Genomic DNA, 13,810 nt, shown 5'->3' with positions numbered 1-13,810 from the left:
GCTGCGTCGGACGTCGCTGCGCCGGGCGCGCTGACCCCCGACGACATCGTCGACGTCGCACGACGTCGACCTCGTCGCACGACGTCGCGACGCCCCACGGCCCACCCCGGCCAGCGCCGCGCCCGGCCCGCGCCCGCCCGGCCCGCCCGCGCCCGCCCGGCCCGCGCCCGGACCGCCCCCGCGTCAGCGAGCCGCCGCGAGACGCGCCAGGCCCTCGTCGATCGTCACCGACGGCGTCCACCGCAGGTCGGCGCGGGTCCGACGCTGGTCGAACCAGTGCGCCGTCGACAGCTGCTCGGCCAGGAACCGGGTCATCGGCGGTTCGTCCTGCCCGGGTCGGACCCGCCAGACGGCCTCGACGAGCGAGCCGGCGGCCCGTGCCACCGCGGCCGGCACGTGCCACCGCGGTGCCGGCACGCCCGAGGCGGTGCAGATCCCGGCGAGCAGGTCCGCGACGGGGCGCGGTTCGCCGTTCGTGACGACGTAGGCGTTCCCGTGCACCCGCTCGTCCGCCGCGCGGTCGAGCGCGGCGACCATCGCGGACGCCGCGTTGTCGACGTAGAGGGTGTCGATGAGCGCTGCACCGGAGTCGAGCAGCGGCAGCCGACCGGCCCGGGCCCGTTCGACGATGCGCCCGACGAGCTGGGTGTCCCCCGGCCCCCACACCAGGTGCGGCCGGACCGCGACCACTGCGAACCCCGCCGCGTCGGCCCCGAGTGCGAGCAGTTCCGCGGCGGCCTTGGTCCGGGCGTAGTCGCCCCTGGCCCGGGTCGGTTCCGCGGGACCCGCACCGGCGCCGGTGAGCGAGCTGCCGGTGTGCGCGACCGACGGCGACGACACGAAGACGAAGCGCTCGGCCCCGGCGTCGCGTGCGGCGTCGAGCAGCAGCCGGGTGCCGTCGACGTTGACCCGTCCGAACTCGGCCGGGTCGCCCGCGAGCGACACCTTCGCGGCGAGGTGCACCACGGCGTCCACGCCGACGACGGCGCGCGACAGGGCCGCGGCGTCCGTCATCGTGCCGGCGACGTCCTGCACGCCGGCGACGCCGGACGGACGGCGCTGGAAGGTCCGGACCTCGTGCCCGGCGTCCCGCACCGCCGCGGCGGTCGCCCGGCCGAGGAACCCGCTCGCCCCGGTGACGAGCACCCTCACGGTCGGACCATCCGCCCGCCGGCGAGGACCCGCTCCGCCCACCGCGACAGCCGTGCCCGGTCGACCTTGGAGTTGTGCCGGATGTCCGTCGGCAGCACCGGGACCGTCAGCACCGCGGCGAGCGGCACACCGGCGGCGGCACGCACCGCCGCGGCCAGCGCGGGGTCGGCGAGCGCGGGGCGGCGGGACCGGCGGCCGGCGCCGGAGCGCTCGACCACGGCCACGACCTGCTGAGTGCCGCGCGGCCCGATGCCGGCGACGCCGGCGCGCCCGACACCGCTGACGGACTCGATGCGCTGCTCCGGCCCGACCGGCGTCACGACACCGTCGGCCGTGCTGAGCACGTGCTGCAGTCGTCCCTCGACCCAGAGCCGGCCCGACCCGTCGAGGTGTCCGACGTCGCCGGTGCGGTGCCCGCGCGGGTCCGCGACGCCGAGCCGTGCGGTCCGGTTCGTCCGCCACAACCGGTCGTACCGGTCGCGGACGTGGGGCGCCGCGACGACGATCTCGCCGGTGACGCCGGGCTCGTCGGTCAGCGCACCGGTCGGCAGGCCGTCGGCGTCGAGCGGCGCGATCCGGACGCGCACGTTCGCCGCGGGGACGCCGACGCAGATGCCCTCCTGCGCCGAGGCGGCGGCGGACCGCACCCCGTCCAGGTCGACGTCGGTCATGAGCAGGCCCTCGGTCATGCCGTAGGGCGTGTGCGCGCTCGCGTTCGGCATGAGCGCCGTCGCCGCGGCGAGCAGCGGCTCGGACACCGGTGCGCCGGCGGACAGGAACAGCCGGACCCGTCCGAGCGCGCGGTGGTCGTCGTCGGTGAGCGCCGGGGCCGTCGCGACGACGTTCGCCAGCGCGGCCGGCGACAGGAACACCACGGTCGCGTCCGCAGCGGCCACCGAGTCGGCGACGGCCCGGGCCGTCAGGGTCCGGGGAGCGGTGACGTCCATGTCCGGGGCGACCGAGCGCGCGCCGAGGGCGGGGCCGAGCAGCGCGAAGGGGGCGAACCCCGCGACGAGTCCGGTGCCGACCCCGATGTCGTACTGCGCCGCCAGGACGTCCCGCACCGCGCCGAGCTGCCCGTGCGTGTACACGACGCCCTTCGCGGGGCCGGTCGACCCCGAGGTGAAGAGCACCGCGGCGGGGGCTCCGGCGTCCGGTGCGGCCGGCAGCGTCGCCCCGCTCGCGAGCCGACGGGCGCCGCGTCGCGCCACGTCGACGAGGGTGTGCTCGACGCGCAGTGCGCGGCGTGCGGAGGCCGGCAGCGCGACGGTCGCGATGCGCCGCCCCGGCCACCCGAGCGCACGGGCCGCTCCGAGTCCGGGCAGCGCGCCGATGATCCACGCCGGCCGGGCGCCGCGCACCGCACGGGTCAGTCCGCGCAGTCCGAGCCCGGCGTCGGCGACGACGACGACCGCTCCGATGCGGACGCAGGCGTAGAGCACCGCGGTCAGGTCGGCACCCGGTGTCACGAGCAGCGAGACACGGTCGCCGCTGCGGACGCCCAGGTCCGCGAGGCCGGCCGCGATCTCGTCGACGCGGCGGGCGAGCAGCCGCCACGAGACCGTGCGGGGCCCGCCGGCGGCGGCCATCTCGACCAGGGCTGCGTCGTCGCTGTCGCGCAGCTCGTCGAGACGGCTCCACAGCGGGCGGCTCGCGTCCGCGTGCTGGTCGGGGGCGGACGGGAGGCCCGGGGTGGCGTCGTCGGGGACGCTCCCGTCCGGCAGGCGGTCACCCAGCCAGTCGAGCACCGTGCCGGCGACGTCGGCGTCGTCGGGCAGCAGGTGGCCGGCGCCCTCGAAGCGGTGCACGTCGGCGTGCGGCAGCCGGGCGGTGAGGTCGTCGAGGTAGCGCTCGAGGAACACCGGGTCGCGGGGTCCCCAGAGCAGCAGCGCCGGGACCTCGAGCGCGGCGACGCCCGCGGCGATCCGGTCGAGCTCGGCGGCGCTCCGGTGGTCCGCGTCGACGGGGATGTCGGCGACGAAGCCGCCGATGCCGCCGCGGCGGGCAGCTCCGCTGTAGGGCGCTCGGTACGCGTCGGCCACGGCGCGCTCGAGCTTCGGGTGCGCGATGGCGAGGGTCGTCTCGAGGAACGCCGGCGTCACGACCGTGGCGCGGCCGAGCATGCCCGGCCCGAGTGCGAGGCGGAGGGGCGCCGGGATCGGCGCGTCGTCGGGCTGGTGCACGGCCGTGTTGCACGTGATCGCTGCCGCGAGGACCTCGGGGTGGTCGACGGCCCAGCCGAGCGACACGACGCCGCCCCAGTCGTGGCCGAGCGTGACGACGGGGCCGGTCAGCCCGAGTTCGTCGGTCAGGGCGCCGAGGTCCGCGACGCGCTGCGCGAGCCCGCGCTCGACGCCGGTGCGCTCCGAGAAGCCCATGTCGAGCTGGTCGACGGCGACCACGCGCCAAGCCGGCCCACCCGCGCGGGCGGTCTCGAGCGAGGCGCGGAGCACCGACCGCCACAGGTACGACCACGTCGGGTTGCCGTGCACGCAGAGGATCGTGCCGACCGGCTCCACGCCGAGCGCGGCCAGGGACCCGGCCGTGTCGAGGAGGTGCCAGGTGCGCGCGGCGCGATCCGTGCCTCTCCCCACCGGCACGGCCGGCGCGCCGCTGGCGCGCCGCTCCGGAACCGGCGGCGTGGGCCCAGTCCGCTCTTCGGACCACTCGGGGACCGTGACCAGACGCGACCAGGCGGGGTCGAGTCCGGGCAGGGAGGGCGGCTGCGTCGCCGGAGCGGTGCTCGCGGCGACGCGGGGCAGCCGCGACGTCACCAGTGCAGTTCCATCATCGCCGTGTTGATGCCCGAGCCGACGCCGCCGAGGAACACCCGGTCACCGCGACGGATGCCACCCGAGGCGACCTCGTCGGCCAGGGTGATCGGGATCGACGCGGGCCCGACGTTGCCGAACCGCTGGTACGTGGTGGGGACCTTGTCGCGCGGGATGCCGATGGCCTCGACGAACGCGTTCGTGTGCACGTCGGAGACCTGGTGCAGCACGTAGCGGTCCATGTTCGCCCAGTCGAAGTGGGCGCGGGCCTCGGTCCAGGCGGCGACGACGAGCTCCATGCCGCCCTTGAGCAGCATCTTCGCGTCCGTGAACATGCCGTCGACGCTGCCGACGCACAGGTCGTACCACTGGGTCGCCGCACGGGTGACCCCGCCGATGATCCGGTGTCCCTCGGGGTGCAGGTCGGCCGGGCCGAGCACGGCGGCCGCGGCACCGGACCCGAGGGTCAGGCTCGCGAACTCGCTCATGAAGTCCTTGCGGTTCCGGCCGCCCTGGTTGAGGCGGTCGATCGTGTTGAGCTGCACCTGGTCGGCGTCCTCGCCGTCGACCACCAGCGCGTACTTGATCTGCCCGGAGTCGATCATGCCGGCGGCGACGCTCATCGCGTTGACGAACCCGAGGCAGGCGTTCGCGATGTCGAAGTTGATCGCCGACGACGGCAGGCCGAGCCCGTGGTGCAACCGCACGGCGACGCTCGGCTCCAGGTGCGGGCGCGTCACCGACGTGTTGATGAGCAGCCCGATCTCGTCGGGACGGACACCGGCCTCGGCCATCGCGCGACGTCCGGCGTCGATCGCGGCGTCCTGGAAGGTCTGGTCCTCGCCCCAGTTGCGACGCTCGATGACCCCGGCCACGCGCTCGAGCAGCCCCATCGGCAGACGCAGACGACGGAGCACCCCGCGCAGGCGCTGCTCGATGTCCGCAGAGGTCGTCACGCGTTCGGCGGTGGTCGTCGCAACGGAGAGCAGCGACACGTTGTGGTGCTTCGCCGTGGCGTTGCCGGGCTGCTCGGGTTCGTTGCGCGGCGCTCGTCCACCGCTCACTGCCTGGTCGACCGGCCGTTCCGTCATGATCGTCACCGATACATACTTCCCCATCCGGGCTGTGTGCGCGATCCGGATGCGGTTCGGCGCAAGAACTCCTCATGATGCATTGCATCTGAAATACATATTGCATACGATGGCTCCGTCCACTTCTGATCGGAGCCCGCATGCCCTCGCGCACCACGTCCACCGCAGCCGCCGCCCTGCTCCTGGCCCTCGCGCCCCTCGCCGTCCCTGACATGGCAGCCGCGACCAGCGCCACGGTCGACGCACCGTCGAGCGACGAGCGCCCCGACGAGGTCGACGTCGAGTCCCCCGAGCAGCCGACGGACGAGCCCTCCGGCTCGCTCGTCCCGGCCGCCCCCGAGGAGACCGCGCCGCCGGAGGTCGTGGAGACCCCCGCGGCTCCTGAGGTCGAGCCGGCACCGACGCCCACGGCCACCCCGTCGGCGGAGGCCGCGGCTCCGCGCACACCGAGCGCCACCGCCACGCCGGACGCGGTCACCCCGAACGAGACGACCATCGACGTCCACGTCGAGGGACTCGCAGACGCGACCGGCAAGGCGGGCGACCTGTTCCAGAGCTCGATCTTCAACATCAAGAACGAGAGCGGCTTCACCATCCCCTCCCGCACCCTCGACATCCACTGGACCATCGACGGGCCGGCGACGTTCCCCACCTCACCCCGGCCGTACTCGGTGGCGAACTCGGGCACGGCGAACGTCGCGAACTGCACGTTCACCTCACCGAAGCAGACCGACTGCATCGGCGCGAACCCCCAGTCGATGGGCACCGGTGGGGCGAACTTCAACCACATCCGGGTCCCGGTCCGCGTCGATGACACCGCACTCCCCGGCGACGTCGTCAGCGTCCACGGGTACTTCGAGCCGAACGCCGCGACCGACTACGTCAACTCGAACCCGCTGACGTCGTCGACGTGGAAGATCACGATCCCCTTGACCGCCGCCGTCATCGACGCACCGGAGGCCCCGGTCGGCCCGACGCCCACGGTGATCGGCACGGGTGTCCCCGGCGGCACGGTCGACGTCACCGTCGGCGACCGGTCGCCGGTCGAGGTACCGGTCAGCGACGACGGGACGTGGTCCCTCCCCGTCGCCGAGGCGCTGCCGCACGGCCCCGTCACCGTGACGGCCGTCCAGCACCGCAACGGCTTCACCGCCGAGCCGGCAACCGCCACCCTCGACGTCGACGCCATCGCACCCGAGGCACCGACCGTCGACGACCCCGGCACCCTCACCGACCCGACCGGCCCGATCACCGGCCGCGCCGAGCCCGGCACGACGATCATCGTGCGCGACGCCGACGGCACCGAGCTCGGCCGCGGTGAGACCGACCTCGACGGGGACTTCTCGGTCACCCTCGACGAACCCCTTGCCGAGGGGTCGCACGACCTCGAGGTCGTGGCGGCCGACCGCGTCGGCAACGAGTCCGACAGCACCCCGGCGACCGCGGTCGTCCCGGACACGACCGCGCCGAACGCACCGACGGTCGCGCGGCAGGACCTCGCGACCCCGACCGGTCCGGTGCGCGGGAAGGCGGAGGCTGGCTCCACCGTCATCGTCCGGGCCGAGGACGGCACCGAGCTCGGCCGAGGCGAGGCCGACGAGAACGGCGACTTCGCCGTCGAGCTCGACAGTCCCCTCGTCGAAGGCGACCACGACGTCGAGGTCGTCGCCCAGGACGACGAGGGCAACACCTCCGACCCGACGCCGGTGACCGTCACCGCTCCGGACGTCACCCCTCCGGACGCACCGATCAGCACGACCCCGGAGTACCTCGCCGACGGCACCGGTCCGTTCACCGGCACCGCGGAGGCCGGCTCGACAGTGATCGTGCGGGACCTCGACGGCAAGGAGCTCGGCCGAGCAGAAGCCGACGAGAACGGCCAGTTCACGGTCGTGCTCGACGAGAAACTGTCCGACGGCGCCCATGCACTCGAGATCGTCGCCGAGGACGCCTCCGGCAACGTCTCGGTCGCCACCCCCATCACAGTGGACGTGGACGAGGACGCCCCGAACCCGCCGGTCGTCACCGGTCCGACGGACCTCGCGGACGGCACGGGTCCGATCACCGGAACCGCCGAGGCCGGCAGCACCGTCATCGTCCGCGACGAGAACGGGAAGGAACTCGGCCGCGGCACCGCAGACGACAACGGCGACTTCGAGATCGTCCTCGACGAACCCCTCCCCGAGGGCGAGCACGAGTTGGAGCTCGTCGCCGAGGACAAGGTCGGGAACACCTCGACCGTCACCCCGGTCACCGTCGACGTCGACACCGAAGCCCCTGAAAAGCCGGTCGTCACCAGCCCCGCCGACCTCGCCGACGGAACCGGACCCATCACCGGCACCGCAGAGGCTGGCTCGACCGTCATCGTCCGCGACGAAGACGGCACCGAACTCGGCCGCGGCACCGCGAACGACAACGGCGACTTCGAGATCGTCCTCGACGAACCCCTCCCCGAAGGCGAACACAACCTCGAGGTCGTCGCCGAGGACAAGGTCGGCAACACCTCCAAGCCGACCGAGACCACCGTCGACATCGACACCGAAGCCCCTGAAAAGCCGGTCGTCACCAGCCCCGCCGACCTCGCCGACGGCACGGGTCCGATCACCGGCACCGCAGAGGCTGGCTCGACCGTCATCGTCCGCGATGAAGACGGCACCGAACTCGGCCGCGGCACCGCCGACGAGAACGGCGACTTCACCATCGTCCTCGACGAACCCCTCACCGAGGGCGAACACAACCTCGAGCTCGTCGCCGAAGACAAGGTCGGCAACACCTCGAAGCCGACCGAGACCACCGTCGACATCGACACGAAGGCACCCGACAAGCCGGTCGTCACCAGCCCCACGGACCTCGCCGACGGCACGGGTCCGATCACCGGCACCGCAGAGGCCGGCGCCACCGTCATCGTCCGCGACGAAGACGGCACCGAACTCGGCCGCGGCACCGCCGACGAGAACGGCGACTGGACGGTCGTCCTCGAACGGCCGCTCGCCGAAGGCGACCACAAACTCGAGGTCATCGCCCAGGACAAGATCGGCAACGTGTCCGACCCGACCGAGACCACCGTCGACATCGACACCGAAGCCCCCGGCGCTCCCGTGCTCAAGGCCTTCGACGACATCGTCGACGGCACCGGCGTGGTGCGCGGGACGGCTGAGCCGGGCTCGACGGTCGTCATCCGTGACGCCGACGGTCGGGAAATCGGCCGGGGCACCGCCGATGCGGAGGGGCACTTCGCCTTCCGCACGACCGTGCCGCTGGAACCGGGAGCGCACCTGCTCTCGGTGGTCGCGATCGACCGCGTCGGCAACGAGTCGCCGGGATCGAGCATGCTCGTCACGCTCGTGCCCGAACAGGACGGCGGGGACGGCGGGGACGGCGGGGACACCCTGCCCGAGATCACCACGCCCGTGGTGACCCTGCCCGGCACCGTCGCACCGCCGGTGGGCACCGGCAGCGTCGCGGCCACCGGCACGTCCGACCAGCGTCCGGCGCGGAGCACCGGACACGCCACTTCCGCTACGGCGGACGAGCTCGCCTTCACCGGCGTCGAGCTCGGCGGCTGGCTCGCCGCAGCACTGACGGCGCTTGGGCTCGGCGCGTTCCTGCGCCTGCTCGGCCGTCGCCGGCGCGACGACGTGCAGCACTGAACCACGGACGTCGGACGGCAGGCCCGGCTCGCGTTCCCCGACCCGGGGACGCGGGTCGGGCCTCCCGTCCGTCCGTCTCAGCTGTCCGTCTGCAGCGGCTCCTTCGGGAGCTTCCGCACCTTCGCGCGCCGCTTGCGGCGCTCCGGGATCATGGAGCGCATCTCCTCGAGCTTGCCGAAGCAGAGCAGGCGGTCGCCGGACTCGAGCGCGACGCCGCTGCGCGGGTTCGGGATGACGTTCGAGCCACGGTGCAGCGTCAGGACCGTGATGTCCCGGTCCCAGAGCCCGGACTCCTTGATCGTCTTGCCGACGAGGTCCGCGTTGGTGTGCACGAGGAGCTCGGCGACGCCGTACCCGGTCGACACGGAGAGGCGCTGCCGCACGTCGATCTCGGGGAACGCGACCTGGTTCGCGATGTAGTCGACGATGGCGCCGGCGATGTCGAGGCCGGTGGCGCGTTCGACGCCCTCGAGGCCCGGTGAGGAGTTGACCTCCATGACGAGCGGCCCGTCGTTGCCCTCGAGCATGTCGACGCCGGCGACCTTCAGGCCCATGATCTGCGCCGACCGGACCGCGACGGCCTCGTACTCCGGCGACAGCGTGACCTTCTCGACGGTGCCGCCGCGGTGCACGTTCGACCGGAACTCGTCACCGGAGGCGGTCCGGCGCATCGCCGCCACGACCCGGTCGCCGACGACGAGGGCCCGGATGTCGCGGCCGCGGCTCTCCGAGATGAACGACTGGATGAGGACGTTCTGCTTCGTCGAGTGCAGGGTCTCGACGATCGACTCGGCGACCTTCGCCTCGGGGGCCAGGATCACGCCGATGCCCTGCGTGCCCTCGAGCAGCTTGATGACGACGGGTGCTCCCCCGACGCGCTCGATCGCTCCTCGGACGTCGGTGCGACCGGCCACGAAGGTCGTCGCCGGCATGCCGATGTCGTGCCGGGACAGGATCTGGTTCGCCCGGAGCTTGTCGCGGGAGTTCGTGATGCCGTTCGCCGTGTTCGGCGTGTAGACGTCCATCTGCTCGAACTGCCGCACCACCGCCGTGCCGTAGTACGTGATCGAGTTGCCGATCCGGGGCAGCACGGCGTCGTAGTCGCTCAGGAGCTTGCCGCGGTAGAGCAGGTCCGGGTCCTCGCCGGACAGGTCGATCGCGAAGCGCAGCGTGTTGAGGACCTTGACCTCGTGACCGCGGTCGAGCGCCGCGGCGCGCAGGCGCTGGGTCGAGTAGGCCTGGGGTGCGCGCGACAGGATGGCGAGTTTCATCGGGGAGTGCTCCGCGGGAGGGGTTCGACGGCGACGCTCCATCCAAGCATGCGACAGGATGGGGTCATGTCCCGCACCCCGAGGTCCCCCGACGGCGGGCTCGTGGTCGCCGGCTGGCGCGAGTGGGCGGGACTCCCCGACCTCGGCGTCCCGTGGATCAAGGTGAAGCTCGACACCGGTGCGCGCACCTCTGCGCTGCACGCCTTCGACCTCGAGGAACTGCCCGACGACCGGGTCCGCTTCTCACTCCACCCCTGGCAGGACACCGACGCCGACGCGTCCACCGTCGAGTGCGCCGTGCACGACCGGCGGACCGTGCGGAGCTCGACCGGTCACACGCAGGAACGCATCGTCGTGCGCACCAGCATCACGCTGGCCGGGCGGGTCGTCGAGTCCGAGGTCACCCTGAGCAACCGCGACCAGATGGGCTTCCGGATGCTCATCGGCCGCGAGGCCCTGCGCCAGGGCTTCCTCGTCGACCCGGCCCGCTCGTTCATGGCCGGCCGTGCCCCAAAGGAGATCCGGCGGCGCAACCGCGGTCGCGCCTGACCGGGGGCGGGCGGGGGACTGCGGGCGGGGTCGCGGTGCGGTCGCCTGTTCGCGAAAGCGACAGACTGCCGCGACTGTTCCGCGCGGATCTGTCGCTTCGGCGACAGGGTCTGGACCGGACGGGCGGGATCTGTCGCTTCGGCGGGGTGGACGGGCCACGCACCGGACGGGAGGCTCGACTTGCGTCCGGCAACGCGCCTCCCGTCCGCCGCCGCCTCCGAAAGCGACAGAACGCCGCAACTGTTCCGCGCGGATCTGTCGCTTCGCCGACAGGGTCCGGACCGGGCGGGCGGGATCTGTCGCTTCGGCGGGGTGGACGGTCCACGCACCGGACGGGAGGCTCGACTCGCGTCCGGCAACGCGCCTCCCGTCCGCCGCCGCCCACCAAAGCGACAGAACGCCGCAACTGTTCCGCGCGGATCTGTCGCTTCGGCGACAGGGTCGGGACCGGGCGGGCGGGATCTGTCGCTTCGGCGGGGTGGACGGGCCGGAGCTGGACGGGTCAGCGGCCGAGGTGCTCGCCGAGGAAGGCGAGCTGCTGCGGCGCCATGCGACGCCAGTAGCCGTGCGTGTGCGCGCCCGGCTCGAAGCCGCCGGCGGGAGGGGTCGTGAAGCCGTCGACGTAGGCGTGCACCGCAGGTGCGAACCCGTCGCCGTTGCCGCAGTCGACGCGGACCGCGACCCCGGCGAGCTCGCGCTGCCGGCCGAGGACGGTGTTCGCGCGGAAGTCGGCCGCGTCGTCGAAGGCGCCGCGGGCGGTGTCCCCGGCGGCGGTCCAGAGCGCGGGGCTGATCGCCGAGACGGCGCGGACGCGGTCGGCGCCGAGGGCCCCGGCGAGCCGGAGGGCGCCGTAGCCCCCCATCGAGTACCCGGTCAGGGCGAGCCGGTCGAGGTCGGCGCCCCGCCGGGCGATCAGGGGCAGGAACTCGTCGAGGATCATCACGGCGGGGTCGTCGCCGTCCGACCGGCGGTGCCAGTAGCGGTTGCCGCCGTCGACCGCGGCGATCGCGAAGGGCGCTCCCCCGCCGGCGACGTGCGCGGCGAGGAACCGGTCCCAGCCGAGCGCCCTGCCGAAGAAGCTCCGGTGGTCGTCGCCGTAGCCGTGCAGGGCGACCGCGACGGGCAGCGGTGCGTCCGACTCGGGAGCGGCGATGGTCCAGCCGACGGTGCGGCCGCCCCGCGCCCGCGAGGTGAACGTGCCGGAGGTCGTCGGGACGGGTGCGACGTCGGGGATGCTGCCGGCCGAGCCGTTCAGGCCGAGGACCCGGTACATGCTGGTGCGACCGGGCAGCAGGCCGCGGTCGACCGCCCCGGCGGTGGCGGCACCGCCCACGGCGACGGCCGCTCCGCCGATGAGCAGGGAGCGGCGGGTGACGGTCGCGGCGCGTGACCGGGTCATCCGGCGGACACGTCGTCGTCGTGGGTCACGGGCGTCGTGACGCAGGTGCGGGTCGGTCGCATCCTCCGCACGGTAGCGAGTCCGCCGGCGGGGACACCCCGACGCGCCGGACCGGTGCGTGTGAGGACGTGCAGCAACGGTGGGGAGGCCGCAGGTCAGACCACGGCGTCGACCAGCGCCGCGGCGACGGTCCTCGCGGTGTCGGAGTCGAGCCCCGGGTCGCGCAGACGCATGGCGAGGGAGCCGGACACGACGAGGAGCAGCTGCTCGGCGAGCACGCCGGCGCGGTCGCCGACGACCGGCTCGGCCGTGGCGGCGAGGCGCCGGCGGAGCGTGCCGGTCTCCTGGTCGAGGACCGCGTGCACCTCGGCGGGTGCGTCCACGTACTCCGCCGCGGTGCCGAGGAACGCGCACCACCGCGACCCCGCAGGCGTCGACCGGTAGTCGTCGAGGGCGTCGAACACGGCGAGCAGCCGCCCGCGGTCGTCGGGGGCCGCGGCGACCGCACGGTCCCAGGTGGCGAGCCAGTCGTCGTGGCGCCGACGGAGTGCGGCGGCGACGAGTGCCTCCTTGCTCGGGTACCCGCGGTAGAGGGTGGCCGCCGAGACGCCGGCGCGCTCGAGCACCGCGTCGATCGGGGTCGCCGCGATGCCGCGGGTGAAGAAGAGTTCCTCGGCCGCGTCCAGCAGCTTCTGTTCGGTTCCTGGACGCATCGGCATGAAAGCACCCTAGGCTCTGCAAAGTGAAACGATCGTTTTCGTTCGGCCAGCTGTTCCTGGTCGGGAGCGGGCTCGCCCTCGTCGCCGTGACCTACGGGCTGGTGCGTCTGGCGTACGGACTCTTCCTGCCCGACGTGCAGCGCGACCTCGGGCTGCGCTCGGACGCCGCAGGGTGGGTCTCGTCGGGGGCGTCGGCGCTGTACTGCGTCGGCGCGGTCGCCGGGTTCCTGTTCGCAGCGCGCGCTCCCCGGACGCTCGTGGCCCTGGCCGCCCTCGTCGCGGGCGGCGGCGCGGTCGCGATGGCGTGGGCGACCGGACCGGTGTCGTTCGGGGTGGCCGCCGTGTTCGCGTCGGCAGGCGCGGGGCTGGCGTCCCCGGCACTCGTGCAGCTCGTCGCGCGGGCGGTGCCCGAGCGGGCGCAGGACACCGCCCAGGCCGTCGTGAACTCGGGCACGGGGCCGGGCCTCGTCGCGGCCGGGGCGCTCGCACTCGTCCTGCTGCCCGACTGGCGCACCGCGTGGGCCTGGTCCGGGGTCGTCGCACTCATCGTCGGCGTCGCGCTGCTCGCCGCGTCCCGCGGGCCGGGGTCCGGCGACCGGGCCCCGGCGCCGGGTCGCACCTGGTTCGCGCAGCACCGCCGGGTCCTGGCGCTGGCACTGCTCTTCGGCGCGGGGTCCGCGGTCGTCTGGACCTACGGCCGCTCGGTGCTGGTGGACGCCGGTGCCCCGGACGTCGTGTCGGTCTCGGCGTGGGTCGCGCTCGGTGCCGGCGGGGCCGCGGTCGTCGTCACCGCACGGTGGACGAGCGGCCTCCGGGCCCGGGTGCTCTGGGCGGTCACCGCCGGCGCGGCCGCGGTCGCCGTCGTGACGCTCGGGACCGCCCCGCAGTCCACCCCGGTGGCGATCGCGGCGTGCGCCGTCTTCGGCTGGGGCTACACGGCGGCGACCGGGGCGCTGATCGCGTGGACCACCGAGATCGACGCCGACCGGTCCTCCGCCGGGACGTCGGTGCTGTTCGTGGCGCTCGTGCTCGGGCAGGCGGCCGGAGCTGCGACGGCGGGCGCGGTGCTCGCGGCGGTCGGTCCCGGGGGCACGTTCGTCGCCGGGGCGGCCGTCACCGCGGCGAGCGCCGTGCTCGCGGTGGTCGGCCGCCGCGCCGCCTCCGGCGCCCACGACCGGAGCGTTGCCCGGGAGCCGACCGCGCGGTAG

The 13,810-nt window shown here is 74.1% G+C and carries 9 protein-coding genes; 3 read left to right on the top strand and 6 right to left on the bottom strand.

The window, feature by feature from the left end; all coding sequences use genetic code 11:
• Positions 1-183: 183 nt before the first annotated feature.
• The 3 genes from BIU97_RS12370 to BIU97_RS12360 are packed head-to-tail and all read right to left on the bottom strand — an operon-like array spanning position 184 to position 5,014.
• Positions 184-1,152 carry an NAD-dependent epimerase/dehydratase family protein gene (locus BIU97_RS12370; protein WP_071297820.1) on the bottom strand — a complete coding sequence of 323 codons (969 nt, stop codon included), beginning with the start codon at positions 1,150-1,152 and terminating at the stop codon, positions 184-186.
• Positions 1,149-3,914 (bottom strand): alpha/beta fold hydrolase, encoded by a 2,766-nt coding sequence (locus BIU97_RS12365; protein WP_071297920.1) that lies wholly within the window; start codon positions 3,912-3,914, stop codon positions 1,149-1,151. Before BIU97_RS12365 ends, BIU97_RS12370 begins: the two co-directional genes overlap by 4 nt.
• Before the next feature lie 8 nt (positions 3,915-3,922).
• On the bottom strand, positions 3,923-5,014 hold the full coding sequence (locus tag BIU97_RS12360) for a 3-oxoacyl-ACP synthase III (RefSeq protein WP_254782996.1): 1,092 nt from the start codon (positions 5,012-5,014) through the stop codon (positions 3,923-3,925).
• Between the two features lie 140 nt (positions 5,015-5,154).
• Here BIU97_RS12360 and BIU97_RS12355 point away from each other — a divergent pair, with 140 nt between their 5' ends.
• A complete protein-coding gene (locus BIU97_RS12355; protein ID WP_071297819.1) occupies positions 5,155-8,664 on the top strand; it encodes an Ig-like domain-containing protein in 3,510 nt (1,169 codons plus the stop codon).
• A gap of 77 nt (positions 8,665-8,741) precedes the next feature.
• On the opposite strand, the gene BIU97_RS12350 is transcribed toward BIU97_RS12355, so the two are convergent.
• Positions 8,742-9,935, bottom strand: a complete 1,194-nt coding sequence (locus BIU97_RS12350; protein WP_071297818.1) for a RimK family alpha-L-glutamate ligase — start codon at positions 9,933-9,935, stop codon at positions 8,742-8,744.
• 66 nt (positions 9,936-10,001) lie between these two features.
• Between BIU97_RS12350 and BIU97_RS12345 the strand changes: the two genes are divergently transcribed.
• A complete protein-coding gene (locus tag BIU97_RS12345) occupies positions 10,002-10,484 on the top strand; it encodes an ATP-dependent zinc protease family protein (RefSeq protein WP_071262694.1) in 483 nt (160 codons plus the stop codon).
• 502 nt (positions 10,485-10,986) lie between these two features.
• On the opposite strand, the gene BIU97_RS12340 is transcribed toward BIU97_RS12345, so the two are convergent.
• Both BIU97_RS12340 and BIU97_RS12335 read right to left on the bottom strand, forming a co-directional pair.
• Positions 10,987-11,883: an alpha/beta hydrolase gene (locus BIU97_RS12340; RefSeq protein ID WP_071297817.1), complete on the bottom strand. Its 897-nt coding sequence runs from the start codon at positions 11,881-11,883 to the stop codon at positions 10,987-10,989.
• A gap of 155 nt (positions 11,884-12,038) precedes the next feature.
• Positions 12,039-12,602, bottom strand: coding sequence for a TetR/AcrR family transcriptional regulator (locus BIU97_RS12335; RefSeq protein ID WP_071297816.1), 564 nt, complete (start codon positions 12,600-12,602; stop codon positions 12,039-12,041).
• Between the two features lie 23 nt (positions 12,603-12,625).
• Here BIU97_RS12335 and BIU97_RS12330 point away from each other — a divergent pair, with 23 nt between their 5' ends.
• Positions 12,626-13,810, top strand: coding sequence for an MFS transporter (locus BIU97_RS12330; RefSeq protein WP_071297815.1), 1,185 nt, complete (start codon positions 12,626-12,628; stop codon positions 13,808-13,810).

Source organism: Curtobacterium sp. MCBA15_009 (genome assembly GCF_001864895.1).
Classification (GTDB): Bacteria; Actinomycetota; Actinomycetes; order Actinomycetales; family Microbacteriaceae; genus Curtobacterium.
Note: the sequence above shows the minus strand (reverse complement) of the source record. Positions and strands in the feature narration are given on the sequence as shown.

Coding starts and splice junctions, on each gene's coding strand:
- BIU97_RS12360 (WP_254782996.1), bottom strand. CDS start 5,014: ATGACGGAACGGCCGGTCGACCAGGCAGTGAGCGGTGGACGAGCGCCG.
- BIU97_RS12355 (WP_071297819.1), top strand. CDS start 5,155: ATGCCCTCGCGCACCACGTCCACCGCAGCCGCCGCCCTGCTCCTGGCC.
- BIU97_RS12350 (WP_071297818.1), bottom strand. CDS start 9,935: ATGAAACTCGCCATCCTGTCGCGCGCACCCCAGGCCTACTCGACCCAG.
- BIU97_RS12345 (WP_071262694.1), top strand. CDS start 10,002: ATGTCCCGCACCCCGAGGTCCCCCGACGGCGGGCTCGTGGTCGCCGGC.
- BIU97_RS12340 (WP_071297817.1), bottom strand. CDS start 11,883: ATGACCCGGTCACGCGCCGCGACCGTCACCCGCCGCTCCCTGCTCATC.
- BIU97_RS12335 (WP_071297816.1), bottom strand. CDS start 12,602: ATGCCGATGCGTCCAGGAACCGAACAGAAGCTGCTGGACGCGGCCGAG.